Raw genomic sequence first — 25,585 nt, forward strand, 5'->3', positions numbered from 1 at the left:
CCGCGCCGGTTCAGATCCGTGACCGGGTTCGCCCGATCAGGCGGCCGGGGTGGCGCGGTTGCGCAGCACACGGGTCATCGCCCACACCAGCAGCACCGTGGCCAGGGCATCGACCAGGCCCAGCGCGAAGTGGCCGCCGCGCAGCCAGTACGACAGCATCTGTACGTTGCCGTAGTCGCCGGTCTGGACCAGCCAGGTCGGGACGATGTTCAGCGCCAGCCCGCCCAGGGTGCCGGCCAGCAGCAGGCCCAGTGCCCACAGGGCGACACTTCGGATGGCGCCGCGCGGGGTATCCACCACCCACACCAGCGATACCGCCAGCGCGATCAGCACCGGCAGGCGCATCGCGGCCATGCCCAGCAGGCTGAGCAGCAGGTCCATGTTCACTCTTCACCTGCCAGCGCGTTCTTCGCGCGCAGCTCGGCGTAGACCGGGTCGGTTTCCGGGCGCACTTCGTGCCATTGCTGGAAGCTGGTGGCGGCCTGCTCGACCAGCATGCCAAGGCCGTCGACGATGTTGCGGCACTGTGCCGCGCGGGCCCAGGCCAGGAACGCGAAGGAGGCCTCGCCATAGTTCAGGTCCACGGCGGTGGTCATGCTGTTGACCAGTGACAGCGGCAGCTTGAACTCTTCATTGCGATCACGGCCCGCGGACGTGGCGTTGACGATCAGCTCGAAGTCGCCGAGTTCGTCCATGCGGTCCCAGTACTGTGTCAGCACGCGGCCGGGCTCGCCGATCGCATCGCTCAGCTCGTCGGCACGCTCGGGCGTACGGTTGACCACCACCAGTTCGCGGATGCCGGCATCCAGCAGCGCCGGGGCTACGCTGCGCGCCGAACCACCGGCACCCAGCAGCAGCACACGGCGGCCGCGCAGGTCCAGGCTGTGGCGGTCGGTGAGGTCGCGCACCAGGCCCACGCCATCGGTGGTGTCGCCGTGCCAGCCGTCACCCTTTCGCAGCAGCGTGTTGACCGACTGGGCCAGCATGGCGCGGGAGGTAAAGGTCTTGCACAGCCCGAAGGCGATTTCCTTCAGTGGCGCGGTGACGTTGGCGCCGACGCCACCGTCGGCGGCGAACGCCTCCAGCGCCGCCGGGAAATCGGCCGGCGCCGCTTCAATGGCGCGGTAATCCAGCGCGATGCCTTCCTGGCGGGCGAACGCGGCATGGATGTGCGGCGACTGCGAGTGGGCGATGGGCTGGCCGAATACGGCGTAACGGGCGGTCATGGGTGTCTTAAACTCCGGGCCTGGATTGAAACGCAAACCCCAATGGAAGCGACTATGCGCACTCCCTTGTCTCTGCTCGCGCTGAGCCTGAGTTTACTCTCCGCACCGGGCGCGATGGCGCTTTCCGAGTTCGGCATCGAAGGCATGGGGGTGGTGTCGACCAAGGCCAACGAGGCCCAGGCGACCATCGCGCCGGATGGCAAGCACATCATCTGGGCCAGCGACCGGCCCGGAAGCGCCGGCGGCTGGGACCTGTGGCAGGCCACGCTGCGCGACGGGCGCTGGCAGGATCCGGCGCCGCTGGCGTTCAACACTGCCGGGGATGAGGTGGATCCGTTCTTCAGCCACGACGGGGCCTGGCTGTACTTCGCCTCCAACGGCGGCAGCGGGCGCGGTGGGTTCGACCTGTATGGGGTGATGATCCGCGAGGACGGCAGCTTCGGCACCGTGCTGGCGATGCCGGTGACGGTCAACACGGCGGCCGACGAGCGCCGCCCGGCGCTGCGGCCGGATGGACAGGTGCTGCTGTTTGCCCGCAATGGCAAGGGCACCCAGGGCGGGTTCGACCTGTTCGTGGCGACCGCACAGGGCCGCGGGTTCAACGCGGCAACACCGTTGGCGGCGCCGCTCAACAGCGCGGCCGACGAGCTGGGGGGCGATTGGCTGGGCAATGGCGGGGCGCTTGTGTTCACCCGCGTGGCGGGTGGGCATTCGCAGGTGTGGCAGGTGGGCTGCGACTACGGCGCGGCGGCGGTGCCGCTGGGGTTGTCGTTCAATACCGCCGACGGGCAGACCAGTGCGCCGGTGGTGGATGCTTCCAAGCCCAGCGAGCTGGTGGTGGCTGGGCAAGCAAAGTCGCCGAAGGCCGGTGGGTTGGATCTGTACAGGTTGCGCACACCAGCAGTGGCTGGCTGCCGGTGAGGGTTCAGTACGCGCGCAGCAGCGCGGCGCGCTGCTGCTCGTACTCGATTTCGCTGATCTCGCCGTTGTCCTTGCGCTGGTTCAGCGCGGCCAGCTGGGCCTGCACGGCCGGCGGCAGGTTGGCTTCGCGGGCCAGGCGGGCGGCGGCCGAGGGTTGCTCGGGCGCGCGGCGGGCGGCACGCAGCACGCCGCGGATGACCAGGCCGATCACCACTGCGAACACCAGCACGCCGGTGCCCCAGGTCAGCCACTGCACCCATCCCATCGTCTGCATCATCCTGCTCCTGTCTGCGTGTTGACGCGTATTGTCAGCGTTCGCGCAGCCAACGCGCCACCTGCGGTGCGAAATAGGTCAGCACGCCATCGGCACCGGCGCGCTTGAAGCCGATCAGCGACTCCAGCACGCAGGCGCGTTCGTCCAGCCAACCGTTGGCGAAGGCCGCTTTCATCATCGCGTACTCGCCGCTGACCTGGTACGCGAAGGTCGGCACGCCGAACTGCTGCTTCACCCGGCGCACCAGGTCCAGATAGGGCATGCCCGGCTTGACCATCACCATGTCCGCGCCCTCTTCCAGGTCCAGCGCGATTTCGCGCATGGCCTCGTCGCCGTTGGCCGGGTCCATCTGATAGGTCTTCTTGTCGGCCTTGCCGAGGCTGGCCGAGCTGCCCACCGCGTCGCGGAACGGGCCGTAGAACGCCGAAGCGTACTTGGCCGAATAGGCCATGATGCGCACGTTGACGTGGTTCTGGGCGTCCAGCGCGCGGCGGATCGCGCCGATACGGCCGTCCATCATGTCCGATGGCGAAATGATGTCCACGCCGGCTTCGGCGTGCGACAGCGACTGCTTGACCAGCGCGGCCACGGTGATGTCGTTGAGCACGTAGCCCTTGTCGTCGATGATCCCGTCCTGGCCGTGGGTGGTGTACGGATCCAGCGCTACGTCGGTCATCACCCCCAGCTCGGGGAAGCGCGATTTCAGCGCGCGGATCGCCCGCTGTGCCAGGCCGTTCTCGTCCCACGCGGCGGCCGCATCCAGGCTCTTGCCGGCCGGGTCGATCACCGGGAACAGGTCGATCACCGGGATGCCAAGTTCCAAGGCTTCCTCGGCCACCTTCAGCAGCTCATCGATCGACAGCCGTTCCACGCCCGGCATCGAAGCGACCGGCGCTCGGCCGGCCAGCTCGTGCACGAACACCGGGTAGATCAGGTCGTCGGTGGTCAGCGTGTTTTCGCGCATCAGCCGGCGCGAGAACTCGTCGTGGCGCATGCGGCGGGGGCGATAGTCGGGGTGGGCCATGGGATGCTCCAGACGGTATTCGGTTACTGCAGCAGGTAGCGCTGCGGTTGCAGGGGTTCCGGCAGCGGGCGCACGCCCAGGCTGTCGAGCAGGTCGATTTCGATGGTGCGGACCATCGCATCCAGCGGCAGGTCGTTGGGTTCCAGCCCGAACGGTTCTTCCATTTCCTCGCCCAACTGGTCCAGCCCGAAGAAGGCATAGGCCAGCACCGCTGACACCACTGGAGTGGCCCAGCCCAGCGAACTGGCCAGGCCGAACGGCAGGAGCACGCAGAACATCCACGCGCAGCGGTGCAGCAGCAGGGTGTAGGCGAACGGCAGCGGGGTCAGCAGGATGCGCTCGCAGCCGGCCTGGATGCTGGACAACGCATGCAGGCGGGTTTCGAACTGGGCATACAGGATGCTGTCGATCTCGCCGGCATGCAGCGCGGCGGTGGTTTCCACCGCGATCATCGCCAGCAGCTGGTCCGGCACGTTCTGGCGTTGCGCGTAGCGCTCGCGGTCGGCCTCGGTTACCCAGGGCAGCCCGGCCAGCGCGGCGTCCTGCCCGCGCAGGCGTGCGGCCAGTGCATGTGCGAAGGCGATGGCCAGGCGGCAGATGCGGTCGGCGCGCGCCGGCTGTCCGGCCAGCAGCGTGCTGCACAGCCGCGCCAGGCTGCGCGATTCATAGATGAGCTGGCCCCACAGCTTGCGCCCTTCCCACCAGCGGTCGAAGCAGGCGTTGTTGCGGAAGCTCAGGAAGATGGACAGCACCAGGCCCAGCAGCGTGAACGGCGCCACCGACACGCGCTCGATGCCCGGCGGGTGGGCCAGTTCGGCGAAGGTGGCCACCGCGACGGCCAGCACGAAGATGGCGGCCACCTTGGGCGCGATGGCAGGCACGATGGAGCCGCGCAGGATGTACAGCAGCTGCCAGCCGTGTGGGCGGGGACGAATGATCATGGGGCGGTCATTCTACGCCCTCGGATGCGACATCCCGGCAGGTGCGACGGGGTGTCGCAGTCAGACGATCCCGCCGCCGATGGACAGGCGGACGATGCCCACCACCACCACGACCGCGTTGAGCAGCAGGCCGGTCCACGCGCGGCCGCGTTTGGTCGGGTGGGTGAACAGGATGCCGAACGCGCCGATGACCGCACCGACTGCGGCGAACGGGATCAGGAACCAGTTGCCCCAGCCCAGCAGCGGGATCAGGGCGAGGATCATCCACAACAGGGCTACCACGCCCCACAACAAACTGATCAATCCCATGCCCCGCTCCACTAACCTGAAAATGCTGGCGGCAGCGTAGCGACCCCCGCGCCAGTGGCGCGTGATGGCGGCGGCAAGACCGGGATGCGGCAGGCTCACCCCGGCGGTGTTAACGTTCGCCAGAACGGGGTTGGCGCCGATTCAGTGGCCGGCCCGGATGATCCAGGCGCAGGCCGACCAGGCCGAACAAGGGTGAACCCATGAACATTCGACTCCTTCCGCTGCTCGGCGTGCTGCTGGCCGTGACCGGCTGCGCCAGCACTTCCAAGGTGATGCTGGGCCAGACCCGTGCACCCACCGATCCGGCGCTGGTGCAGATCTATTCCACGCCACCGCCGGGTTCGATTGAAATCGCCCAGCTGGAGTCCACCAGCGCGGCAGGCTTCGGCACCCAGGGCCAGACCGATGCGGCGGTGATGCGGCTGAAGAAGGAAGCGGCCGCGCTCGGCGCCAACGGGGTGATCCTGATGGGCGTGGAGTCCAGCAGCTCAGGCGGCGGCCTGTCGGTAGGCGGCGGCAGCTACGGCTCGCACAGTGGCGGCGGCGTGGGCATCGGCATTCCGACCACGCAGAAGCGCGCGGCCGGCGTGGCAATCTGGGTTCCCAACCCGCCACCGGCGGAGCGCCTGCCGGTGCAGACGATCACCCCAACACGATAACGCAGCGCGTCACCGTGCCCCCGGTAGCGCCGGCCGTTGGCCGGCCCTCAGGGAACCTTCTACCGCTTGGGCCGGCCAACGGCCGGCGCTACCGGTTTTCCGGCACCGTTACCGGTGCTTGGGGATGAACACCTCGTTGACCGCCTTGGCCAGCTGGTCCGGCGGCAGCAGGCCCTGGTCGAGCAGGAAGTTGTTGAACGCCAGCCGGTCGAACTTCGCGCCCAGTGCCAGTTCGGTCTGCATGCGCAGTTCCAGGATCCGGGTGTAACCGTAGAAGTAGCTGCCCGCCTGGCCCGGCGACCGCACCATGTAACGGTCCAGTTCCTGGGTGGCCATCGCCTGCGACAGGCCCACTTCGTCGATCAGCACGCGCTCGGCCTTGGCCCGGTCGATAAGCCCCAGGTTGAGCATCGGATCAAGCATCGCGCGGGCAGCGCGCAGCAGGCGGAACTGCAGGGCGATCAGCTGCCCGTCCAGCGGCTCATACGGCACCATTTCGGCTTCGGCATACAGCGCCCAGCCTTCCACGTTGACCGAATTGAACGCGAACATCGTGCGCGCCAGCGACACGCCGCGCTCCACCATCGCGGTGAACTGCAGCTCATGGCCCGGGCGACCTTCGTGCGCGCTCAGCGTCCACGCGGCCGAGCCGAAGTTGAAGTCGTCGTACTGCGCGGCCTTGTCGCCAGCGGCCGGGTTGCCCAGCGGCAGCACGAAGGTGCCCTGCTGGCCGGTGTTGCCCACCAGCGGCGCCGGCAGGAAGTGCGGGGCCGGCGAGGCAGCGCTTTCGGCGGCCGATCCCAGCCGCATCTGCATCGGGCGCTGCGGCACGTCCACGATCTTCTGGGCGCGGATGATCGGGTCGATCGCATCGATCACGCCACGGTAGTGGTGCTCCAGCTGGTCGTTGGCGATCTTGTCGCCCTTCAGCGCGCGGATCACCGCCACGGGATCGGTCGGGTCGGCCACCTTCAGGCCCTTGGCCTTGACCACCAGCGGCGCCAGCTGGCGCATCGCCGAACGCGTTTCCATGAATTCCAGCTGCGCCCGCTGCATCAGCAGCTTGGGGTCGATGTCGATGCCCACGCGCTTGAGCTGGAAGGCGTACAGCGGCTCGGGCAGGCGCGCATCGGCACGTGCCTTGGGCAGCACCTCGCTCTTCGTCCAGTCGCGGTACTCGCGCAGCTGGGTGGCGATGGTCTTCAGCGCCTCGTCGGCGCCGGCGACCTTGTACTTGTCGAACAGCTTTTCGATGCCGGTGATGTAGGTATCGACGTTGGCCAGCGACTGCTCGACCTCGATCTTCGTCGGCTGCAGCAGGGTCTTGTCGGCCAGGCGCTCTTCATAGCGCTGGCGCGACAGCGTGGTGATGGCGGTGGTGCCCGGGGCCAGGCCGGCATACGCCTTCAGGCGGTCCAGCGCCTTGGCGCGGCGCTCGGCCGGCACCTGGTCGGACAGCAGCAGGTTGATGCCGCTGAACACCGTCTGCGGGGTGTCGCTCCACGACAGCAGGTACTTTTCGTTGAGTTCGCTGCCTTCGATGTTCTCGTCGGCGGCGGCGATCATGATCGCCAGGTCCTGGCGCACGTTCGGGTCGCGCTCAGTGGCCAGCTTGGCCTTGAGCTGGTCGCGCGCCTTGGCCATCGCGGCGCGGTAGCGCTTGGCGTTGTCCGGCCCGAAATCGGCCACCTTGTCGTCGTAGCCGGGCACGCCGAAGAAGCCGGTCTCTTCCGGCTGGAACGGGCCCTGCGCATCGAGCAGGATCTGCGCCAGTTCGTTGCTGCGGGTCACCCAGGCCGCACTGGCCGGGGCCTTGGTGGCGGCAGGAGTGGCAGCGAAGGCCGGCGGCGCACTGAGCGCGGCGGGGACGGAAAGGGCCAACGCGACGGCAAGGGCAAGCGGCTTCATGCAGGACTCCAGTGAGCGGGTGCCTGCGACCCTACGCACTCGAGGAGGCAGCGGCAATCGGCCGGAGGTCATGGCCGCCGCCCGGCGGGCCCCCGCCCGCGCCCCACCGGCACGGACGGCGCCAACTGGGGCTCCCGGAAGCGTGCGTTACGGCTTGAGGCAGCGGCCCAGGAAATCCTCGGCCAGGCGGTAGCGGTGCAGCGCGTTGCTGCCCGACAGGCCATGCTTGGCGCCCGGGTAGGTCATCAGCTCAAAGGGCTGGCCGCGCTTCTGCAGCGCGCTCATCAATTCAGTGGAATTGGTGAACAGCACGTTGTCGTCGGCCATGCCGTGGATCAGCAGCAGGCGCGAGCGCAGGCCGTCGATGTGGGCCAGCACCCGCGCTTCTTCATAGCCCTTGGCGTTGCGCGCCGGCAGGTCCATGTAGCGTTCGGTGTAATGGGTGTCGTACAGGCCCCAGTCGGTAACCGGCGCGCCGGCCACGCCGCAGGCGTACTGGTCCGAGGCCTTGGCCAGCAGCATCAGGGTCATGTAGCCGCCGTTGGACCAGCCCTGCACGCCGATGCGCGCCGGGTCCACCCACGGCTGCTGCTTGAGCCATTCCACGCCCTTGAGCTGGTCGGCCACTTCCACCGTGCCCTGCACGCCGTACAGCGCACCGCCGAAATCGCGGCCACGGCGCGGGGTGCCGCGGTTGTCCAGCGAAAACACCACATAGCCCTGCTGGGCCAGGTACTGGTTGAACAGGTGGTCGCCTCGGCCGGGCCAGCTGTCGGTGACGGTCTGGCTGGCCGGGCCGCCATACACGTACACCACCACCGGGTAGCGCTTGGTCGGGTCGAAGCCAGCGGGCTTGATCAGGCTGTAGTTCAGCGCGGTGCGGCCGTCGGCCGCGGTGAGGGTGCCGAACTCCACCGGGCGCTGCGCATCCAGGTAGCGCGCGTACGGGTGGCTGGGATCCTCCAGGTTGTTTTCCACCAGCGTGGCGATCTTTTCGCCATTGGCACGGTGCAGCGCGATCTGCGGCGGGGTGGTGGTATTGGACCAGCTGTCCACGTACACGCTGGCGTTCTTCGCGAAGCTGGCGCTGTGCATGCCCGTTTCATTGGACAGGCGCTGCAGCGCCCCGCCCTGCAGCGGCACGGCGTACAGCTGGCTTTCGCGCGAGGAATCCACCCCGGCGCGGAAGTAGACCTTGCCGGCGTCTTCGTCCACGGCCAGCAGTTCGTCCACCGGCCAGTTGCCGCTGGTCAGTGCGGTCACGCTCTTGCCGTCATCGGACACGCGGTACAGGTGCTGGAAACCGCTGCGCTCGGACGACCACAGGAAGCCGCCCTGCTTGAGGAAATGCAGGCTGTTGTGCAGCGGCACCCACGTCGGCGACGTTTCAGTGACCAGGGTGCGCTGCTTGCCGCTTTCCAGGTCGGCCTGGATCAGTTCCAGGGTCTTCTGGTCGCGCGACTGGCGCTGGAAGGTGAGGTGCTGCGGGTCGCGCCAATCGACGCGGGCCAGGTAGATGTCCGCGTTGCGGCCCAGATCGACCCAGCGCGCGGCGGCATCGGCGCGCGGGGCGATCACACCCAGCTTGACGGTGACGTTGTGGTCGCCGGCGGCCGGGTAGCGCTGTTCGATCATTTCGGTGCGGTCGGCGTACATCTCATAGCGCTTCTGCACCGGCACCGGCGATTCGTCGATCCGCGCAAAGGCGATGGCCGAGTCGTCCGGCGCCCACCAGTAACCGGTGTGGCGGTCCATTTCCTCGTCGGCGACGAATTCGGCCACGCCATTGCCGATGGTCTCGCTGCCATCGCGGGTGAGCTGGATCTGGCGACCGCTGGCCAGGTCGATCACCCACAGGTTGCGGTCGCGCACGAAGCTGACGAAGCCGCCCTTGGGCGACAGCTTGGCATCGGTGGCGAAGCCCTCACCGTGGGTGAGCTGGCGCACGGCGGCCTTGCCCTGCTTGTCCAGGTCGTACAGGTACAGTTCGCCGCCCAGCGGGAACAGCAGGGTGCGCGCGTCGGGCGACCACTGGTAATCCACGATGCCGGTCATGGCGGCAATGCGCTGGCGCTCGCGGCGGGCCTTTTCGGCATCGCTCAGGGTTTCATCGCCGGGCAGCACTACCTTCGAATCCACCAGCAGGCGGGTCTGGCCGCTGGCGATGTCATACGCCCACAGGTCCAGCTGATTGCGGTCGGCCTCTTTGCCGCGCAGGAAGCTCACGCGGGAGCCATCCGGCGCCACCTTGGGCTTCATCAGGGTCGGGCCGGACAGCGGCAGCGGCCCGGTGATGGCATCCAGGGTGAGCTTTTCGGCGTGGGCGATGGTGGTCGAGGCGAGCATGAGGGCGAGCGAGGCAACAAAGTGGCGCATGGAAGGGTCCGGCGACGGCAGGCGGACATCCTAACGCAGGCGGCTGGGGGCGGCCTCGGAATCGGTCGCGCTGTCTGACGGGTCCCTTGGTTGGGGGAAAACGTCGGGACGGCGGCAGCGAGCCGCGTTGGATCGGTTTCGGATGACTTCGTCCGGCCAACGGCCGGGGCTACGAATTTTTACGGACGAATTGGGATTGGGATCAATCGACCATGGGCCCATCAGAATCGGGGACCATCCGCCGTGACCATTGGGATCAGGGCGCATGCGCCGGTAGCGCCGGCCGTTGGCCGGCCCAGGTGGTGCCGGCCATTGCGATGTCACCCGACCCGCCTCAGCGCTGGCCGAACAGGTGCTTGCGCTCTTCGTCGGACAGCGGCTTGCCGGCATCCGGGTTGACCTGATGCTTCAGGGCGTAGGCCCGCTGGGTCGCCGGGCGCGCGGCAATGGCGTCGTGCCAGCGCTTCAGGTTCGGGAACGTGGCGAAATCGGGCGGCAGCTTGTCGTACGCACCGATCCAGGGGTAGCTGGCCATGTCGGCGATGCTGTAATCGTCGCCGCCCAGGTAGGCGCTGCTGGCCAGGCGCTTGTCCATCACCCCGTGCAGGCGGCGCACTTCGTTGCCGTAGCGCTCGATGGCATACGGAATCTGCTCGGGCGCATACACATTGAAATGGCCCATCTGGCCGCTCATCGGGCCCAGCCCGGCCATCTGCCAGAACAGCCATTCCAGCACCGCCACCCGGCCGCGGGTGTCGGCCGGCAGGAATTTCCCCGTCTTCTCGGCCAGGTACAGCAGGATCGCCCCGGATTCGAACACGCTCTGCGGCGCGCCCCCGTCGGTGGGCTGGTGGTCGACCAGCGCCGGCATCTTGTTGTTGGGGGAAATGGCGAGGAATTCAGGCTTGAACTGGTCGCCGCTGCCGATGTTCACCGGCTTGATGGTGTACGGCAGGCCCAGCTCCTCCAGCAGCAGGGTGACTTTGTGGCCGTTCGGGGTAGGCCAGTAATACAGATCGATCATGACAGGACCCAGCGGTTCAGGAATCCCGAGTCTAGTGCGTCAGCTGGCTTGGCAGGGTCATGCCGGCCCGCTACTCTGCGGCGTCCCCCGCAACGCAGCATCCCAGCATGAGCTCGACCGAAAAGCCCATCAGCCCCCTGTCGTCCCTGATCTTCGCCTCGCGCTGGCTGCAGCTGCCGCTGTACCTGGGCCTGATCCTGGCGCAGTGCGTCTACGTGTTCCTGTTCGGCAAGGAGCTGTGGCACCTGGTCCACAAGGCCAACACCATGGGCGAGCAGGAAATCATGCTGCTGGTGCTGGGCCTGATCGACGTGGTGATGATCTCCAACCTGCTGGTGATGGTGATCGTGGGCGGCTACGAGACCTTCGTTTCGCGCCTGCGCCTGGAAAACCACCCTGACCAGCCGGAGTGGCTGAGCCACGTCAATGCCAGCGTGCTGAAGGTGAAGCTGGCGCTGTCGATCATCGGCATCTCCTCGATCCACCTGCTCAAGACCTTCATCGGCGCCGGCAACCTGGACGGCCTGCCGGCGTGCAACAGCCCGGAGTACGTCACCGCGGTGCTGGATGCCGTGGCCAAGTACGGCCCGGCCGTGGAAGCCTCGTTCAAGTGCTCCACCATGACCGGCAGCGGGGTGATGTGGCAGACCATCATCCACGCCGCATTCATCCTGTCGGCGATCGGCATTGCCTACACCGACAAGCTGATGGCCCACACCCCGAGCAAGTCGCTGGCGCACTAAGCGCCCGCCCTGCCCGCCCCGGCCCTGCAAAGCAGGGCGCGGGGATGCTAGATTGGGCACCTGCTGCACCGCGCCGGACGCTGGGAAACGTACCGGGGCTTCGGTCGGCCTGACCGCATCAGGCCTTACGTATCGTCGTTCTTCAAAGGGGAGTTGGATGTCGCACGTCAACACGAACGCCAAGGCGCGCCTGCTGGTGCCGCTGACCCTGGTGGTGGCTCTGGCCGCCTGCTCGGGCAAGGACGAAACGGCTCCGGCCGCGCCGACCGCACCGGCTGCCACGGCCGCCGCACCTGCCGCCGCGCCGCCGGCACCGGCGGTTTCGGCCAAGGTCCAGTCAATGGGGACCGAGGAACTGCGTGACCTGGCCAGCAAGGCCCTGCGCGAAAACCGCATGTACGGCCCGGCCGGCGACAACGCCATGGAGTACTACCTGGCGCTGCGCGAGAAGACCCCGGACGATGCCTCGATCAAGAGCGCGTTGTCGGACCTGCTGCCGTACACGCTGATTGCCGCCGAGCAGAGCCTGACCCGCGAGGACTTCACCGAAGGCCAGCGCCTGGTGGCGCTGATCGAGAAGGTGGACCCGACCGCACCGGCGCTGCCGCGCCTGAAGTCGGGCATCACCAACGGCATGCAGACCGCCCTCAAGCGCACCCAGGAAGAGACCGACAAGGTCAAGAAGGACGCTGAGAACAAGGTCAAGCTGCTGGCCGACCAGCAGCGCCAGCAGCAGGCCACGGAAGCGGAAGCGGCCAAGCAGATCGCTGCGCAGCAGGACGCCGCCCGCCGCGAAAGCGAGCGCCAGGACACCGAGCGCCAGGCTGCGGCCCGCCGCGAAGCCGAACAGCGCCAGCAGGCTGCCGCTGCCGCCCAGGCCGCTGCTGCCCGCCAGCCCACCGCCGCACCGGCCGCTGCCGCCGCCCTGCGTCCGATCAGCACCCCGGCGCCGCGCTACCCGACCGACGCACTGCGCGCCGGTACCTCGGGCGAAGTGCTGGTGGAAATCACCGTGGGCACCGACGGTTCGGTCACCAGCTCGCGCGTGCTGCGCGCCACCCCGGCCCGCATCTTCGACCGCGAAGCGCTCAACGCGGTCAAGCGCTGGAAGTTCGAACCGGTCAGCGCCCCGGTCACCACCCGCCGCACGCTGTCGTTCGCGCCGGGCGGTTGATCCACTGCTGATGGATACAACAAAAAACCCCGGAGCGATCCGGGGTTTTTTTTTGGCCTCAACCGGAGATCGCGAGGCGCTCCTGGTGGTAACGGCGTACGGCCGCGAACCACAGCAGTGCCGCCAGGCCGAAGCCTGCCACCAGGTACACCGCCCACATCTGCGGGCTGATCGGTTCGTGGCGGATGATCTTCAGCAGCATCTGGTTCTGCGCCAGGAACGGCACCGCCAGCTGCCACAGCTCGGACTTCACCGGGTACACCATCAACGCGTAACCGGGCAGCATCGGCAGCAGCATCAGCCAGGTCATGTGGCTCTGCGCCTCCTTCATGCTCTTGGCCGCTGCCGAGAGGAAGGTCAGCAGCGAGGTGCCGATGAACAGGATCGGCATCATCACGAACAGCATCTGCAGCATCGACAGCAGGCCCATGTTGAGCTGCCGCGCCGCCGCACCGGTGGACAGCTGCGCGCTGAGCTTGAACGCCGCCAGCGTGAGCAGCAGCGACACCACGCCCACCACGCAGGCGGCGGCGATCTTGCCGCTGACGATGGCGCTGCGCCGGGCCGGGGTGGCCAGCAACGGTTCCAGCGACTGCCGCTCACGCTCGCCCGCAGTCGTGTCCATCACCAGGTAGGCACCGCCCAGGAACGAGGTGATGGTGAGCAGGATCGGCAACAGCAGCGACAGCATCACACCGCGCTTGGCCTCGGCCGTGGCCAGGTCCTGGGTGGCCACGTCCAGCGGGCGTGCCACCTGCGCGTCGATACCGCGCGCCAGCAACCGCAGCGCGCCCACCTGCTGGCTGTAACCGGTGAGGGCCGCCTTCAGGCGTGCGGTGGGAATATCGGCATCGCGGCGGGTGCTGTCCTGCACGATCTCCACCAGTGCCGGGCGACCCTCGGCCCAGTCCTTGCCGAACTCCGGACTGATGCGAAGGGCGATGTCGATCTTCTGGTCACGGATCTCCGCGGTCAGGTCCTTCGGCGGGTCCACCGCGTTGAGTCCCTGCGAGGCCAGGAAGCGCACCAGGTTGGGGGCGTGCTCGCGGCCGATGGTGGGAATGTCCAGCGGGGTGTCGATCTGGGTCTTGAACCGGGTCTCGGCCAGCTTGCCCATGCCCAGGATCAGCACCGGGTACAGCAACGGCCCGAGCAGCAGGGTGAGCGCCAGGGTACGGCGGTCACGCGAGAGGTCGCGCAGTTCCTTGCGCATGACGGTCAACAACGTGGCAAACGCGCTCATGCGTGCAGTCCTTCTTCATTGCCGATCGCCTTCACGAAGGCATCTTCCAGGTTCGCTTCGCCGGTCAGCGCGCGCAGCTCATCGGCCGTGCCGGCGGCCATCACCGTGCCCTTGGCAATGATCACGATCGTGTCGCACAGCGCGGCCACCTCCTGCATGATGTGGCTGGAGAAGATCACGCAGCGGCCTTCGTCGCGCAGCTCGCGCAGGAACCCCCGCAGCGCGCGGGTGGTCATCACGTCCAGGCCGTTGGTGGGTTCGTCCAGGATCACGTTGCGTGGGTCGTGCACCAGCGCGCGCGCAATGGCGGTCTTGGTGCGCTGCCCCTGGGAGAAGCCGTCGGTCTGGCGGTCCAGGATGTCTTCCATGTCCAGCGCCTTGGAGAGCACCTTGGTGCGCTCGCGGATGTGCGCTGCACTCATGCCGTGCAGCTCGCCGAAGTAGGCGATGTTCTCGCGCGCGGTCAGCCGCTTGTACACGCCGCGTGCGTCGGGCAGCACGCCCAGGCGGCGACGGACCTCCACCGGGTGGGTGGCCACGTCCAGTCCATCCACCAGCACCCGGCCCTGGTCGGGTGACATCAGGGTGTAGAGCATGCGCATGGTGGTGGTCTTGCCGGCGCCGTTGGGGCCGAGCAGGCCGGTGATGCGACCGTCTTCGGCCTGGAAGCCGACGTTGTCCACCGCCTTGATCAGGCCGGTCTTGGTCTTGAACGCTTTATGCAGGTTCTCGGCGACGATCATGGTTCCCATCCGTTGAACGAGGTGAAGGCCGGCACCGCGGTGAGGGTATCCAGGCAGGAGGCGTCGAGTGCCTTGGCGTCGGCCTTGTCCATGAACTGCGCGAGCAGGCGCGGCATGCAGCCGGCGCCAAGGGTGCCATGGCCCTGGCCCTTGGCCACGATGTGGCGGCCGTTGGGCAGGTGCTTGAGCACCTGTTCTGCGTAACGCGGCGGGGTGACCGGGTCAAATTCGCCCGACAGCAGCAGCGCCGGCACGTCGGTGCTCAACGGCGCGGTGAAGTTCTTCGGGCGCGTGCCCACGTTCCACACCGGGCAGGCGGCGAAGAACATGCGCGCCACTTCCGGGCCAAGCAGGCGGTCGCCCGCCGGGGCTTCCTGGTAGCGGTCGGCGTCTTCGGCGCAGATCACCGACCACTGCATGCCCTGGTTCATCTGCCCGGCCATGTTGCGGGTAGCCAGGCTGTTGAGCGACATCAGCGGCGCGTAACGGCCCTGCGCGGCTTCGTCCAGCACCACCGGCAGCAGCGAGGACAGTTCCGGCATGTACGAGAACATGAAAGCCAGGCTGGTCACGGTGTTGGCGCTGATCGGGTCGCGGCGTACCGCGGCGGTGCCCGGGTCACGGTACTCCACCTCCACCGGGGCCTTGGCCAGGGTGGTCATGACGTTGCGCAGCTGGGTGCGGGTTTCGACCGGGAAGCGCTTGGCGCAGGCCGGGTCCTTGCGGCACTGGGCGGATTGCAGCTCGATCGCCGATTCGAAGGTGTTGGCGAAATCGCCGCCCACCGCCAGGTCGTTCGGCGCCACCCCGTCGATCACCACCGCACGGGTGTGCTGCGGGAAGCGCGCGGCGTACTGCTGGGCCACGCGGGTACCGTAGGAACCGCCGACCAGGTTGATCTTGTCCACGCCCAGCGCAGCACGCACCGCGTCCAGGTCACCAATGGCCTGGGTGGTGGTGTAGAAGCGGGTGTCGGCACGGTCGGCCACCGCGGCAGCGCAGCGGGTGGCGAACTCGGCGATCACTTCGGGCGTGGCCGCCGCGTTCTCGTCGAACGAAAGCTCCTTGCCGTCGGCATCCACGCAGCTGAGCGGGTTGGATTTGCCGGTGCCGCGCTGGTCCACCAGGATGATGTCGCGCTTCTTGCGCACGTCGCGCAGCGACTGGTTGATGATGGCCGCCACCTGCGTGGCCGACTGACCCGGCCCGCCAGCCAGGAAGAACACCGGGTCCTGCTTGCCCTCGCCTTCGTTGGCGGTATCCAGCAGGGCGATGTTGAGCCCGATCCTGCGGCCAGTGGGCGCATCGGGGTTCTCGGGCACCTGCAGCGTGGCGCACTCGGCTTCCACGTTGTTGCTGGCCTGGGCGCTGGTAAGGGTGCAGGGCTTGAACGTCAGTGTTCCGTACTGGCGCTCGGCCGCTTCCGGGGGTGCCTCCGGGGTGGCCTGGCAGGCCGCCAGCAGCAGCAACGCCGCACTGGTGGCCAGGGGACGGCAGGAAAGTCGCATTTCGATCGCATCCTGGATTGAAGGGTCTCAGCATGCCATGACGGATGGGCGGGCTGGATGTGACCGAAGGGGGGATGGGTTAGCCGGGCCGCGATGGAAGCGCCGATGGCGTCAGGAAGCGGCGCAGGTCCTGAAGGGCTGCATGGTGGAGCTGGGACACCCGGCCCTTGCTGACGCCCAGCTGCTCGGCCAGTGTCTTGAACGCCAGATGCTCGAAGTAGTGCGCATGGATGAGCAGGCGCGAGCGCTCCGGCAGGCGCTGCAGCGCCAGACGCAGCCGGGAATTCATCAGGCTGCGCTCGGTGTATTCCTGCGCCGTGCACAGCTGTGCGTCGACCTCTGCTGCTTCGCTGTCGAGCAGAAAGGCCAGGCCCAGCCCGACGATGTCGTTGACCAGCTGATCAAGCGGGCTGGCGTCCTCCACCGGTTGGCCCCTTCGCACCGACTGCAGCCGCTCACGTGCTGGGCCCGCGTCGTGTTCGCCCCGGCCGGCACTGAACTGCCGCACCTCATTGAAGATCGCCCCACGCACCCGCGCGATCGCGTACCCAGGAAAGGGGATCCCACGTGCCGGATCGAACCGCGACATGGCTTCCAGCAATCCCAGCGATGCACTCTGGCGAAGGTCTTCGCGCGGGATGCGCAGGCCCGCCACACGGCGATGGATCCGGTCGGCCAGCGTCTCTGCCCACGGCCTGTACCGGGCCGCCAGCTGCTCGCTGGCCCCGGATCCGCCCGTCTGCAGCGCGCGCCACAGATCCATTTCGCCGGCATTGGTGTCCACTCCTGTCAGTTCCAGAAGCTCCCCAGCAACGCCTTGGCCGTCAGCACCCAGCCGTCAATGAGGATGAACAACAGGATCTTCAACGGCAGGCTGATGGTTGTGGGGGGCAACATGATCATGCCCAGCGCCATGAGGATCGCGCTGACCACCAGATCGATCAGCAGAAATGGCAGGAAGATGACGAAACCAATCTGGAACGCCGTTTTCAGTTCGCTCAGCAGGAAGGCCGGCACCAGGTGCGAGAACGCCACATCCTTGGCCGTCTTGGGCATCGGTGCCTTTGCCATCTCGAGCACCACTTTCAGGTCGCTCTCGCGGGTCTGCGAAATCATGAACTGGCGCAACGGATCCTTGCCCCGCTCGATGGCCTCGCTGGCGGTGATCTGCTGGCTCAGATAAGGCGTCAGCGCGTCCTGGTCGATCTTGCCCGCCACCGGTGCCATGGTGAACCAGGTCAGGCACAGCGCCAGCGTGATGATCACGCTGTTGGGCGGCGTCTGCGGCAGGCCCAGCGCGTGGCGCAACAGCGACAGTACGATCACGATGCGCGTGAACGAGGTCATCGCGATCATCATCACCGGCACCAGCGACAACAGGCTCAACAACACGAAGTTGCGCAGGACAGGTGAGAAATCCTGCCGCGCCACTTCATCGGCCATGCTGTCGAGAGCGCTGGCCTGCGCCTGCAGTGCGAACCCCAGCACGCAGGCACCCGCGATCAGCGCGATGCAGCGCGACAGGCGTGCGCGGGAGTTACGGCGTTGCATCGGATTTCTCCACACGGTGGAGCTGTACCTGCGCGCTCGACTCCACTACCAGGTACTCGCCCTCGCCACTCTGTATCCGGTGCACCGAGGTACGCGGGCTCAGCCGCAGCGTGCCGGTCAGGCGCAGGTCCTGGGCGGGCGCCGGGCGAGCAAGCACCGCGGCACCCAACCAGCGCTGCAGCCAGCCGCGGCGCCGGGCGGCGTAGAGCCCCACCAGCACCACGGCCAGCAGCAGCACGGTCATGCCCAGCGCCTGCGCCGCGTCGGCACCGCCGCTGCTGCCTTCCTCACGGAACGCGATGGGTGGCGCGGTGTGGGCCGTGGTTGCGGTCACAGCAGTTCCAGGATGCGCACGGCGTAGTGGTCGTCCACCGCCAGCAGCTCGGCGCTGGCCACCACGCGGCCATTGAGCAACAGCGACACCGGCGCTTCCAGACCCTGGTCGAGTTTCAACTGGTCCCCGCTCTTCATGGCCAGCAGCTGTTCAATGCTGAGCGTCAATGAGCCGATCTGTGCGGTCATGCGCACTTCAACATGGCCCACCAGCGCCAGTGCCGGGTGTGGGGTGCCGAGACCGGAGAGCTGTTCGGCAAGGCTGCTCGATGCTGCAGCGGTCGTGGATGTGGTTTCCATGGACGGGTACCTGTTAGTGGATTTTCTCGGCCTTGATGGCCTTGTGTTGATCGAGCGCGGTCAGCCGACCGGTGAAGACGGCAGGCCCCTCCGCGACGCCCAGGGTGACCGGCGCCGTCAACGCAATGCCGGTGCGAAGGATGTCGCCGGGCCGCAGCGAGCTCACCAACGACACATCCACTGTGCCCAGCTCGAGGGATGCGGTGATCGCTACGGTGGTCTGCGCCAGCGCCGAGGTGCGGCGGTGCAGCGGCTCCCCTTTGGATGGCGTCGGCGCGAGCCGGTCGCACAGTCGCGGGTCCAGCAGAAGGCAGAAGCCGATCTCACCCACGCGTACTTCCGTGCAGACCCAGCCGTAGCGGTCGGACATCACCTCAACCGGTGCTTCGGCCTGTTCGACTGGCGTCGCCGCGGCCCCCAGCAGCGCCGAAAGGAGAGCCGCCAGCGCATCCTCGCCTACGCCCAGCGCCGCGTTGAAATCGGCGGCCACGCGCGTGGGTGCGCCGGCCAGAGCGCCCCCAAGGCGTGCAATGGCGGCCCGATCCAGCCCGGCCACGACACTGGCGCCAGCGGCGGAGGTTGCCAGCTGATATGCCGCTGCCTGGAGCGACGCATGGGGTAGATCGTTCACCACCACCGCGCCAGGCGCCACTGCCCAGTTCCGCTGCCAGTCCTGCAGCAACGGCTCAAGTGCAGTGCGCACGGCGAGGCGGCGGGCCGGCCCCTGCCATCGAATGACATGCGCGTTCATCAGCCGCCCCGCGTGCTGTTGTAGAGCTGTTCGATCATTTCATTGCTGACGGTCATGACCCTTGAACTGGCCTGGTAGCCGCGTTGGATGATGATCATGTCGGCGAACTCGCGGGTGAGGTCGATATTGGACATCTCCAGGCTGGAACCGGCGATCTTGCCGTAGCGGCCCTTGCCGGCCGTGCCGATCTCGCGCTGCGAGTCATCCACGCCGGACACGATCCGGCCGCCGCTGAGCTTCAACGCGCTTTCGTTGGCGAACAGGGCAAGCGCTACCTGGCCGCCACTGCGCTTCTCGGTCGTCGAGTAGGTCAGCTGCAGCACGCCCTTCTCGTCGAACTTCATGGTGGTGATCGGAAGCACGCCGTGGCCGTCGTCCACCTTCGCGGTGAGGCCAGAGGGCGTGCCCGATTGCGACGTCATGCCATTGAACGAACCCGGCGTACCGAAATCGAAGGTGAGCGTCTGGTCGCCCGCGGCGCTGGGCAACACGATGTCCAACGTGCTGTAACCGGCCTGGGGAAGGCCCTGCACGCTGAAGCGCACCTCGCCGGTGCCGAGCGTGGCGCCGGTATCGTCCAGCACCAGAACATCGAACGCGCCGGGGATCTGCGCGACGCTGCGGCTGAACTGCATCTTCAGCACGCGCGCCGTGCCGGTGGCGTCGTAAACGGTGATGGAGTTCAGGTCCACGGGCGTGGCAGGTACCGTCGGCGAGGCGCTGCTCGGCACCAGGTTGCCGCTGACATGCACGCCGGTGGTAGCCACCGCGCCTACCGTGCGCAGGCCCTCGATGGTGATCGGCGATAGTGTGCCGGTAGCGTCGGTTGCCATGACTTCGTAGCTGTTGACGCTGTCCACCAGCACGCCATCATCGTTGAAACGGAACTGGCCTGCGCGCGTGTAGTGCAGCGCGCCGGCGCCGTCGCGCAGCACGAAGTAGCCGTCCCCATCGACTGCCAGATCGGTTGCGTTACCGGTCTGGCGCGTGTCACCGGCCACTGTGCGCAGGTCTTCTCCCACGATGCGCGTACCGAGATTGCCTTCGATGTTGGCGAAGAACGAATCGCTGCCCCGGAAGCCCGGGGTGTTCATGTTCGACACGTTGTTGGAAACGGTGTTCAGGCTGCGCGAGAAGCTGAACAATCCGGAGAGGCTGGTGAACAAGGCCTGGAACATGGCGTATCTCCTGGATCAGGGCGAGCTGGCGGGCTGCACGAGCGACACCTGCGACAGCTTCACCCCCGTGCTGACCTGGCCTGCGCTGTCGCGCACGCTCAGTTCCGGGCCGCTGGTGCCGAACTGCACCGCGATCACGCGGCCAGAGGTGTTGCCACCTTCGCCTGCGATTTCGACCTGGCGGTCAATCAGGCTCACCGCCTGGCTGGCAGCCGACATCGTGAGCTGGTCGGCCGTGTTCTGGCTCAGCTGGCGCGATTGCTCCAGCGCGGAGAACTGCGCCAGCTGCGCCAGGAACTCGCGGTTGTCCACCGGCTCCATGGGGTCCTGGAACTGCAACTGGGCCAGGAACAGCTTGATGAAATCGTCCTGGTTGATGGTGTTGTTGTTGGTCAGCTCGGTCTGCTGGGTGCCCAACGTGCTTCCGATTGCATCAACGGCCATGGTGGTTTCCTGTTGCGGGGTCGGGCGCGCGCCAGAGTTCATGGCCGTTGACGCTTACGCGCGTCAGCGCCAGACCCTGGTCACGGGCGAAGAGGTGCAGCTGCTCCAGCAGCTTCGGGTGGTCGGCATCGTCCAGGCGGTAGTCACGCAGGCGAAGCTGCAGGTCGCCGCCACTGCCGCGCAGCCATTGCAGCCAGCGCTCCTGCCATGGCACGCCGGTATCGGCCTGCAGCGCAGCGCTGGTGGTGGAGGCGGGGCGCTCCGATGCGCGCGCCGTGTCGCGCAGGCCCAACAGGGGCAAGGGCAAGGATGCATTTGCTGGCATCGTCATGGCCGGCGCAGGTGCGATCCCAGACGGTTGGATGCCAGCTGCCTGCCCGGATTCGCCCGGCGCAGCCAGCGCAGCACCCGGTTGCAGCATCAGGAACAAGGCTGTCTGCGCGGTGGCGCCGGGCAACTGCTGGGACAGGCGCGGGTTTGCGGCCAGTCCCCACGGCAGGGCAATCGTGCGGATCGCGCCCTGCTCGTCCTGCAGGTCCACTTCAACCGGCGCCGACGCCACGCCCGCGTCCGGCAGGGTCGCCGCCACGGCATGTTCGAATGCGCGTGGCGCGGGGTCGCCCGCGCGCCGCTCTGGCGCACGCACCAGCGGAATCAGATTCGGGTCGAGCAGGGGCGTGATCATGTCGCGTCTCCACGTAGCCGGCGGGCAAGCAGCAGATCGCTGCGGTCGTCGAAGTCGCGGACGTCGCTGGCCTGCTGTAAGCGCGCGCGTTCCTGGGCCAGGTGATCGCCCACCTGATCGCGCTGGCGCTGCGCCGCCAGGTGCTGCGCAGCGGCCAGCGCGGTGCGCGCCCCTGCCTGCTCATGCGCGCTGCGCCGATCGCGGACATTCTCCAGCAGGCCTTCCATCAGCTGCGCCACCAGCGCGGCGCGGCCGAGATCGAGGCTGCTGCCCTGCCCCGCGCTACCGGCTTGCTGCTGGCCGTGCTCTAGCGCGGAACGGGCGCGCTGAAGCGCGTTCAGCTGCGCATTCTCGTCGTGCTGCGCGAGCCGATGCGCGGTTTCCTGCTGGCCGTGCTGGAAATCACGCAGACGGTGCAGTGCCGCCAGGGCGCGTTCGCGCTGACTCATGGCACCGACTCCCTGGCGAGTACGCCGCGCAGCTGCTGCAGGGCCTGGGGCCGGCCGCAGCGCGTTTCGGCTGCCTGCTGCAGGAAGGCCTCCATGTCCGCGCGCCGTTGCAGGATGCCATCCAGCTCCGGGTTGACGCCGGGTTGGTGCGCACCCAGCTCGACCAGATCGCGTGCGCGCTCATAGACCGCCAGTTCGCGTCGCGCCCGGCGCGCCGTGTCCTGCTCGTCGGCGCTGGCCACCGCGCCGATCAACCGGCTTGCGCTGTGCAGCACGTCGATGGCCGGGTGATGGCCACGCGCCGCCAGCTCGCGGTCCAGGATGATGTGGCCGTCCAGGATGGCGCGCATGTGATCGGTGATTGGCTCGTTCATGTCGTCCCCCTCGACCAGTACACTGTAGATGCCGGTGATCGAGCCGCCGCCGCGGACCCGGCCACAGCGTTCCAACATGCGAGGCAGCTGCGCGAACACCGACGGGGTGTAGCCCCGGAAGGTGGGCGGCTCGCCGATGGACAAGCCGATGTCACGCTGTGCCATCGCAAAGCGGGTCATCGAATCGACCACCAGCAGCACCGCTTTGCCCTGGTCGCGGAAGTACTCCGCCACGGCGTGCGCCGCATACGCCGCCTGGGTGCGCATCAGCGCAGGTTCGTCAGCGGTTGCAACCACCACCACCGAGCGTTTCAGGCCTTCGGCCCCCAGCGAGTGCTGCAGGAAATCGTGCACCTCGCGGCCGCGCTCGCCGATGAGGGCCAGCACGGTCACATCCGCATCGACCTGGCGCGCAAGGGCGCCCAGCAGGGTGCTCTTGCCAACGCCGCTGCCGGCCATGATGCCCACGCGCTGGCCTTCGCCCAGCGTCAGCAGGGTATCGATGGCACGCACGCCTGTTTCCAGCGCCCGCTCGATAGGCAAACGGTGCAACGGGTTGATCGGCGGGCGCGTCAACGGATAGCGCAGCTCGAGATTCAGTTCAGGGCCGTCGTCCAGTGCACCGCCATGGGCATCGATGACCCGACCCAGCAGTGCGTCGCCAACGCCGACGTCGACCCCGCGCCCCAGCGACCGCACCAGATGCCCCGGCGCAATGCCGGTCAGCTCGCCATACGGCATCAGCTGGGTCAGGCCGGCGCGGAAACCCACCACCATCGCGTCTACGCGGTGCCCACCGTTACCTTCGATCAGGCAACGCTCGCCCAACACCACGTCCGGCCCCAGCGCCTCGACCACCATCCCGTTGAACGACTCCACACGGCCCAGCCGGCGTGCCGTCGGCACGCTGCGCAGCTGTTCCAGCAGGGCGTCCAGGCCGATGGCAGTCATCGGGGCTGCGCCGCCAGGCCAGCGAGCAACGCCGTGCGGATCGCGTCCAGGCGCACATCCACGCCACCATCGACAATGCCGGTGCTGGTCTGCAGCTGCGCTTGCCCCGGTGCCAGGCCGGGCGCCGATTCCACGCGCACCTGTGCATCGGCCAAACCTTCCACCACGTCATGCAGGGCCGGCGCCACCCGCAACACCACCGGGCGTTCGCGCTGCTCTTCCAGCAGCTGCGCGCACACCTGGCGGAAGTCGGCCGTGGCGGTGCCGTACACACGCGTGGCGGCTGCAAACGCCAGCACGGCGGCCGCTTCCAGGGTTCGTGCTTCCAACTGCTGGACCTGTTCCGGCACGGCGTGCAGCAGGTCCGCCAGCAGCTGCTGCTGCATGGCCAGTGCCTGCAGGCGTGCGTCATGCGCCGCTTCCTGTGCCGTGCTCTGCTCACGCAACTGCTTCTGCAGCGCGGTGGCCGCCGCCGCTTCGCCCAGGCGCAGCCCCTCCTGCCGCGCCTGCTCCAGTACAGCCGTGCGCTCTTCGGCCAGGGTGGGGCCGGGCGGCGCGAACGGCACCGGTGCTTCGTCCACCACCGCAGCGGCGGCAGCCGTGGGTACGCCCAAGGCCTGCGACAGGCTCATTGCTGCACCCGGCATCGGGCTCACGCGCTGCATGTCAGCCCGCCTCCGGTGCGTTGAGCAGGCGCGTGCGCAACGACGCCTCAAGCCCCGGCGGCAGGGTGGGCACGCTGCCCAGCAACGGCGTGACCGCAGTGCGGCTGGCCGGTTCCAATGCGGCAAGGCAGAACTCGCGCTCTGCGCCATGAACGCATGCCAGCGCGCGCGCCAGCCAAGGCGAGGACACGCGGCCGGCGAACGCATTCCAATCGATACGTGCGCCCATATCGGATGCGATGCGCGCCGGCGCTTCCGCATCCAGCCAACCGGCGGGCAGGGCATCAATGGGCAGCGCCGACGCCACCAGCTCGGCCAGCACCTGCTGTACCAGCGCCGCGTCGGCAGGCGGAAGTGCCGCCAGCAGCGCGGTCTGGTCGCGCCGGTGCAGTGGCGCCAACAGCAGCGCGCAGCGGCGATGCGCTTCGGCGATGTCCGGCGCGCTCATCACTGGCGTCCGTCCTGCAGCCACAGGCGCATCTTCTGCAGCGCCTCTTCGCGCTGCTGCGCGGTCAGGCGCGCCGGCTGGCGGCGCCGCAGGCCGATCCACAGCCAGGTGGCGACGATACCGAGCAGGGCAGCGGCGATCAGCCGCCAGCCGTAGCCCTGCACCGGCGCCTGCCGGTTCGGCGCCCGCTCAACGGCAGCAGTGGGCGCCGGCGTGACGGTGCCGCCGGCCGGTGCCGCCACCGTCTCCTTGGGCGCCGCTACGCGGCCCTGGCCCAGCCGGGAGATTTCAAGCTGATCGCCGCGTTCGAAATCCATGCCGGCCGCCGCCGCCACCAGTGAGCGCAGGCGGTACAGCTCGACGTCGTCCAGCCGCGCGGGCACCACCACGGCCACCGACAATCGCTCGACACGGCCCGGGGCACGGTTGACCTCCTGCCGGGTGGTACCAAGCACGTACTCGGTGTCCTCTTCCTGACGCGGCGCATTGGCGCCTTCCTGCTGCGGCTGGGTGGTGGTGCGGCGGCGCTGCACCAGCCCGGTGCCCTGCTCGCCCATCGCAACCGGGCGTTCGCTCACTTCGCGGACCGCGTCGTAGTTCAGCGTGGCATCCACCGACACCGCGAAATCGCCGGCATTCATGGTCTTGCCCAGCAGGCTTGCCACCCGCGTGGTGATCGCCTGCTCCACTTCGCCCTTGCGTTCACCCTGCACCTGCTCACCGCTGGCGGCAACGCCCGGCGCACCACCGGACAGCAACGCGCCCTCCGAATCGAGCACAGACACCTGCTCCGGCTTGAGCCCTTCCACCGACGCGGCCACCAGGCTGCGGATGCCATCCAGCTGGCCGCGGCTCAGGCGCTGGCCCGGCGAGAGCGACAGCGCGACCGATGCTTTGGAGCCATCTTCCTGCTCGGCAAACAGCCCCTGGCGGCGGATGGTGAGGTGCACCCGGGCATCCAGCACGCCGGGCAGGCTGGTGATGGTGCGTTCGATTTCGCCCTGCAGCGCCCGCTGGTAGTTGACCTTCTGCGCGAACTCGGTGACCCCGAAGTCCGATTCGTTGAACAGCTCGAAGCCGACGTGACCGCCCTTGGGGATGCCCGCCGATACCAGGCGCATGCGGGTTTCATACACCGCTGCCTCGTCCACGCTGATCGAGGTACCGCCCTCGCCCAGGCGATAGGGCACCTTCCAGTCGCCCAGCGCCTGCACGATCTCGGCCGCATCGGACTGCCGCAAGTTGCTGAACAGCGTCTGCTGGCGCGGAGCCACCAACCAAGCCACCACCGCGACGGTGGCGCCCAGCACCAGCAGGATGCCGACCAGCAGGCCGGCGCGTGCGGGCTTGGACAGCGAGGTGTAGAAAGACGGAACGTTCATG

At 68.0% G+C, this 25,585-nt stretch carries 29 protein-coding genes; 4 read left to right on the forward strand and 25 right to left on the reverse strand.

From position 1 onward, the window contains the following. Positions 1–36: 36 nt before the first annotated feature. The gene (locus BAY15_RS18180; protein ID WP_068854374.1) at positions 37–381 is read right to left on the reverse strand and encodes a hypothetical protein; all 345 of its coding nucleotides are present in this window, start codon (positions 379–381) and stop codon (positions 37–39) included. A gap of 2 nt (positions 382–383) precedes the next feature. After that, positions 384–1,226, reverse strand: a complete 843-nt coding sequence (gene aroE, locus BAY15_RS18185; protein ID WP_068854375.1) for a shikimate dehydrogenase — start codon at positions 1,224–1,226, stop codon at positions 384–386. Positions 1,227–1,280: 54 nt separating this feature from the next. Here aroE and BAY15_RS18190 point away from each other — a divergent pair, with 54 nt between their 5' ends. Continuing rightward, entirely contained in the window at positions 1,281–2,147 is an 867-nt protein-coding gene (locus BAY15_RS18190; RefSeq protein ID WP_068854376.1) for a PD40 domain-containing protein, read from the forward strand. 4 nt (positions 2,148–2,151) lie between these two features. Here the strand turns inward: BAY15_RS18190 and BAY15_RS18195 are convergent, their stop codons facing one another. Genes BAY15_RS18195 through BAY15_RS18210 form a run of 4 tightly spaced genes read right to left on the reverse strand, consistent with a single transcriptional unit; the run spans position 2,152 to position 4,695 of the window. Beyond that, positions 2,152–2,424, reverse strand: coding sequence for a gas vesicle protein GvpG (locus BAY15_RS18195; RefSeq protein ID WP_068854377.1), 273 nt, complete (start codon positions 2,422–2,424; stop codon positions 2,152–2,154). A gap of 31 nt (positions 2,425–2,455) precedes the next feature. Continuing rightward, a complete protein-coding gene (gene hemB / locus BAY15_RS18200; protein ID WP_068854378.1) occupies positions 2,456–3,445 on the reverse strand; it encodes a porphobilinogen synthase in 990 nt (329 codons plus the stop codon). Positions 3,446–3,468: 23 nt separating this feature from the next. Then, a complete protein-coding gene (locus tag BAY15_RS18205) occupies positions 3,469–4,386 on the reverse strand; it encodes a bestrophin family protein (protein WP_068854379.1) in 918 nt (305 codons plus the stop codon). A 60-nt stretch (positions 4,387–4,446) separates the two neighbouring features. Further along, positions 4,447–4,695 (reverse strand): hypothetical protein, encoded by a 249-nt coding sequence (locus BAY15_RS18210; protein WP_068854380.1) that lies wholly within the window; start codon positions 4,693–4,695, stop codon positions 4,447–4,449. Positions 4,696–4,895: 200 nt separating this feature from the next. On the opposite strand from BAY15_RS18210, the gene BAY15_RS18215 reads away from it, so the two are divergent. Further along, the gene (locus BAY15_RS18215; RefSeq protein WP_068854381.1) at positions 4,896–5,354 is read left to right on the forward strand and encodes a hypothetical protein; all 459 of its coding nucleotides are present in this window, start codon (positions 4,896–4,898) and stop codon (positions 5,352–5,354) included. A 108-nt stretch (positions 5,355–5,462) separates the two neighbouring features. Here the strand turns inward: BAY15_RS18215 and BAY15_RS18220 are convergent, their stop codons facing one another. The 3 genes from BAY15_RS18220 to BAY15_RS18230 form a co-directional block, all read right to left on the reverse strand. After that, the gene (locus tag BAY15_RS18220; RefSeq protein WP_068854382.1) at positions 5,463–7,262 is read right to left on the reverse strand and encodes a DUF885 domain-containing protein; all 1,800 of its coding nucleotides are present in this window, start codon (positions 7,260–7,262) and stop codon (positions 5,463–5,465) included. Between the two features lie 147 nt (positions 7,263–7,409). Beyond that, positions 7,410–9,638, reverse strand: coding sequence for a S9 family peptidase (locus tag BAY15_RS18225; protein WP_068854383.1), 2,229 nt, complete (start codon positions 9,636–9,638; stop codon positions 7,410–7,412). 334 nt (positions 9,639–9,972) lie between these two features. Further along, positions 9,973–10,662, reverse strand: coding sequence for a glutathione S-transferase N-terminal domain-containing protein (locus BAY15_RS18230; RefSeq protein WP_068854384.1), 690 nt, complete (start codon positions 10,660–10,662; stop codon positions 9,973–9,975). Positions 10,663–10,769: 107 nt separating this feature from the next. On the opposite strand from BAY15_RS18230, the gene BAY15_RS18235 reads away from it, so the two are divergent. Together BAY15_RS18235 and BAY15_RS18240 are read left to right on the forward strand one after the other, a co-directional pair. After that, the gene (locus BAY15_RS18235; protein ID WP_068854385.1) at positions 10,770–11,405 is read left to right on the forward strand and encodes a TIGR00645 family protein; all 636 of its coding nucleotides are present in this window, start codon (positions 10,770–10,772) and stop codon (positions 11,403–11,405) included. Between the two features lie 157 nt (positions 11,406–11,562). Beyond that, on the forward strand, positions 11,563–12,579 hold the full coding sequence (locus BAY15_RS18240) for an energy transducer TonB (protein ID WP_068854386.1): 1,017 nt from the start codon (positions 11,563–11,565) through the stop codon (positions 12,577–12,579). A 58-nt stretch (positions 12,580–12,637) separates the two neighbouring features. Here BAY15_RS18240 and BAY15_RS18245 read toward each other — a convergent pair whose 3' ends face one another. From BAY15_RS18245 to fliF, 16 genes are all read right to left on the reverse strand, one after another. Continuing rightward, positions 12,638–13,822, reverse strand: a complete 1,185-nt coding sequence (locus BAY15_RS18245; protein ID WP_068854387.1) for an ABC transporter permease — start codon at positions 13,820–13,822, stop codon at positions 12,638–12,640. After that, complete coding sequence (locus tag BAY15_RS18250) at positions 13,819–14,565, reverse strand: ATP-binding cassette domain-containing protein (RefSeq protein WP_068854388.1); 747 nt, start codon at positions 14,563–14,565, stop codon at positions 13,819–13,821. The genes BAY15_RS18245 and BAY15_RS18250 overlap by 4 nt, the downstream gene beginning before the upstream one ends. Beyond that, the gene (locus BAY15_RS18255) at positions 14,562–16,073 is read right to left on the reverse strand and encodes an alpha/beta hydrolase (RefSeq protein ID WP_068854389.1); all 1,512 of its coding nucleotides are present in this window, start codon (positions 16,071–16,073) and stop codon (positions 14,562–14,564) included. Before BAY15_RS18255 ends, BAY15_RS18250 begins: the two co-directional genes overlap by 4 nt. Before the next feature lie 79 nt (positions 16,074–16,152). Beyond that, positions 16,153–16,857 (reverse strand): sigma-70 family RNA polymerase sigma factor, encoded by a 705-nt coding sequence (locus tag BAY15_RS18260; RefSeq protein ID WP_068854390.1) that lies wholly within the window; start codon positions 16,855–16,857, stop codon positions 16,153–16,155. 5 nt (positions 16,858–16,862) lie between these two features. Further along, a complete protein-coding gene (gene fliP / locus BAY15_RS18265; RefSeq protein WP_068854391.1) occupies positions 16,863–17,624 on the reverse strand; it encodes a flagellar type III secretion system pore protein FliP in 762 nt (253 codons plus the stop codon). Continuing rightward, positions 17,611–17,958, reverse strand: coding sequence for a hypothetical protein (locus BAY15_RS18270; protein ID WP_068854392.1), 348 nt, complete (start codon positions 17,956–17,958; stop codon positions 17,611–17,613). Before BAY15_RS18270 ends, fliP begins: the two co-directional genes overlap by 14 nt. After that, positions 17,955–18,257: a FliM/FliN family flagellar motor switch protein gene (locus BAY15_RS18275; RefSeq protein ID WP_083214234.1), complete on the reverse strand. Its 303-nt coding sequence runs from the start codon at positions 18,255–18,257 to the stop codon at positions 17,955–17,957. Before BAY15_RS18275 ends, BAY15_RS18270 begins: the two co-directional genes overlap by 4 nt. A gap of 13 nt (positions 18,258–18,270) precedes the next feature. After that, positions 18,271–19,008, reverse strand: coding sequence for a FliM/FliN family flagellar motor switch protein (locus tag BAY15_RS18280; RefSeq protein ID WP_068854393.1), 738 nt, complete (start codon positions 19,006–19,008; stop codon positions 18,271–18,273). After that, positions 19,008–20,186 carry a flagellar hook-basal body complex protein gene (locus BAY15_RS18285; RefSeq protein WP_068854394.1) on the reverse strand — a complete coding sequence of 393 codons (1,179 nt, stop codon included), beginning with the start codon at positions 20,184–20,186 and terminating at the stop codon, positions 19,008–19,010. Before BAY15_RS18285 ends, BAY15_RS18280 begins: the two co-directional genes overlap by 1 nt. Before the next feature lie 15 nt (positions 20,187–20,201). Continuing rightward, positions 20,202–20,630, reverse strand: a complete 429-nt coding sequence (locus tag BAY15_RS18290; RefSeq protein ID WP_068854395.1) for a flagellar hook assembly protein FlgD — start codon at positions 20,628–20,630, stop codon at positions 20,202–20,204. Then, positions 20,620–21,315 (reverse strand): hypothetical protein, encoded by a 696-nt coding sequence (locus BAY15_RS18295; RefSeq protein ID WP_068854396.1) that lies wholly within the window; start codon positions 21,313–21,315, stop codon positions 20,620–20,622. The genes BAY15_RS18290 and BAY15_RS18295 overlap by 11 nt, the downstream gene beginning before the upstream one ends. Next, the gene (locus tag BAY15_RS18300) at positions 21,312–21,764 is read right to left on the reverse strand and encodes a hypothetical protein (RefSeq protein ID WP_068854397.1); all 453 of its coding nucleotides are present in this window, start codon (positions 21,762–21,764) and stop codon (positions 21,312–21,314) included. Before BAY15_RS18300 ends, BAY15_RS18295 begins: the two co-directional genes overlap by 4 nt. Beyond that, positions 21,761–23,089 carry a FliI/YscN family ATPase gene (locus tag BAY15_RS18305; RefSeq protein ID WP_068854398.1) on the reverse strand — a complete coding sequence of 443 codons (1,329 nt, stop codon included), beginning with the start codon at positions 23,087–23,089 and terminating at the stop codon, positions 21,761–21,763. The genes BAY15_RS18300 and BAY15_RS18305 overlap by 4 nt, the downstream gene beginning before the upstream one ends. Continuing rightward, positions 23,086–23,754, reverse strand: a complete 669-nt coding sequence (locus BAY15_RS18310; protein WP_157771780.1) for a FliH/SctL family protein — start codon at positions 23,752–23,754, stop codon at positions 23,086–23,088. Before BAY15_RS18310 ends, BAY15_RS18305 begins: the two co-directional genes overlap by 4 nt. A 1-nt stretch (position 23,755) precedes the next feature. Beyond that, the gene (locus tag BAY15_RS18315) at positions 23,756–24,202 is read right to left on the reverse strand and encodes a hypothetical protein (protein ID WP_068854400.1); all 447 of its coding nucleotides are present in this window, start codon (positions 24,200–24,202) and stop codon (positions 23,756–23,758) included. Next, complete coding sequence (gene fliF / locus BAY15_RS18320) at positions 24,202–25,584, reverse strand: flagellar basal-body MS-ring/collar protein FliF (protein ID WP_083214235.1); 1,383 nt, start codon at positions 25,582–25,584, stop codon at positions 24,202–24,204. The genes BAY15_RS18315 and fliF overlap by 1 nt, the downstream gene beginning before the upstream one ends. Position 25,585 lies beyond the last annotated feature (1 nt).

The sequence above is a fragment of the Stenotrophomonas rhizophila genome, from assembly GCF_001704155.1.
GTDB lineage: Bacteria > Pseudomonadota > Gammaproteobacteria > Xanthomonadales > Xanthomonadaceae > Stenotrophomonas > Stenotrophomonas rhizophila_A.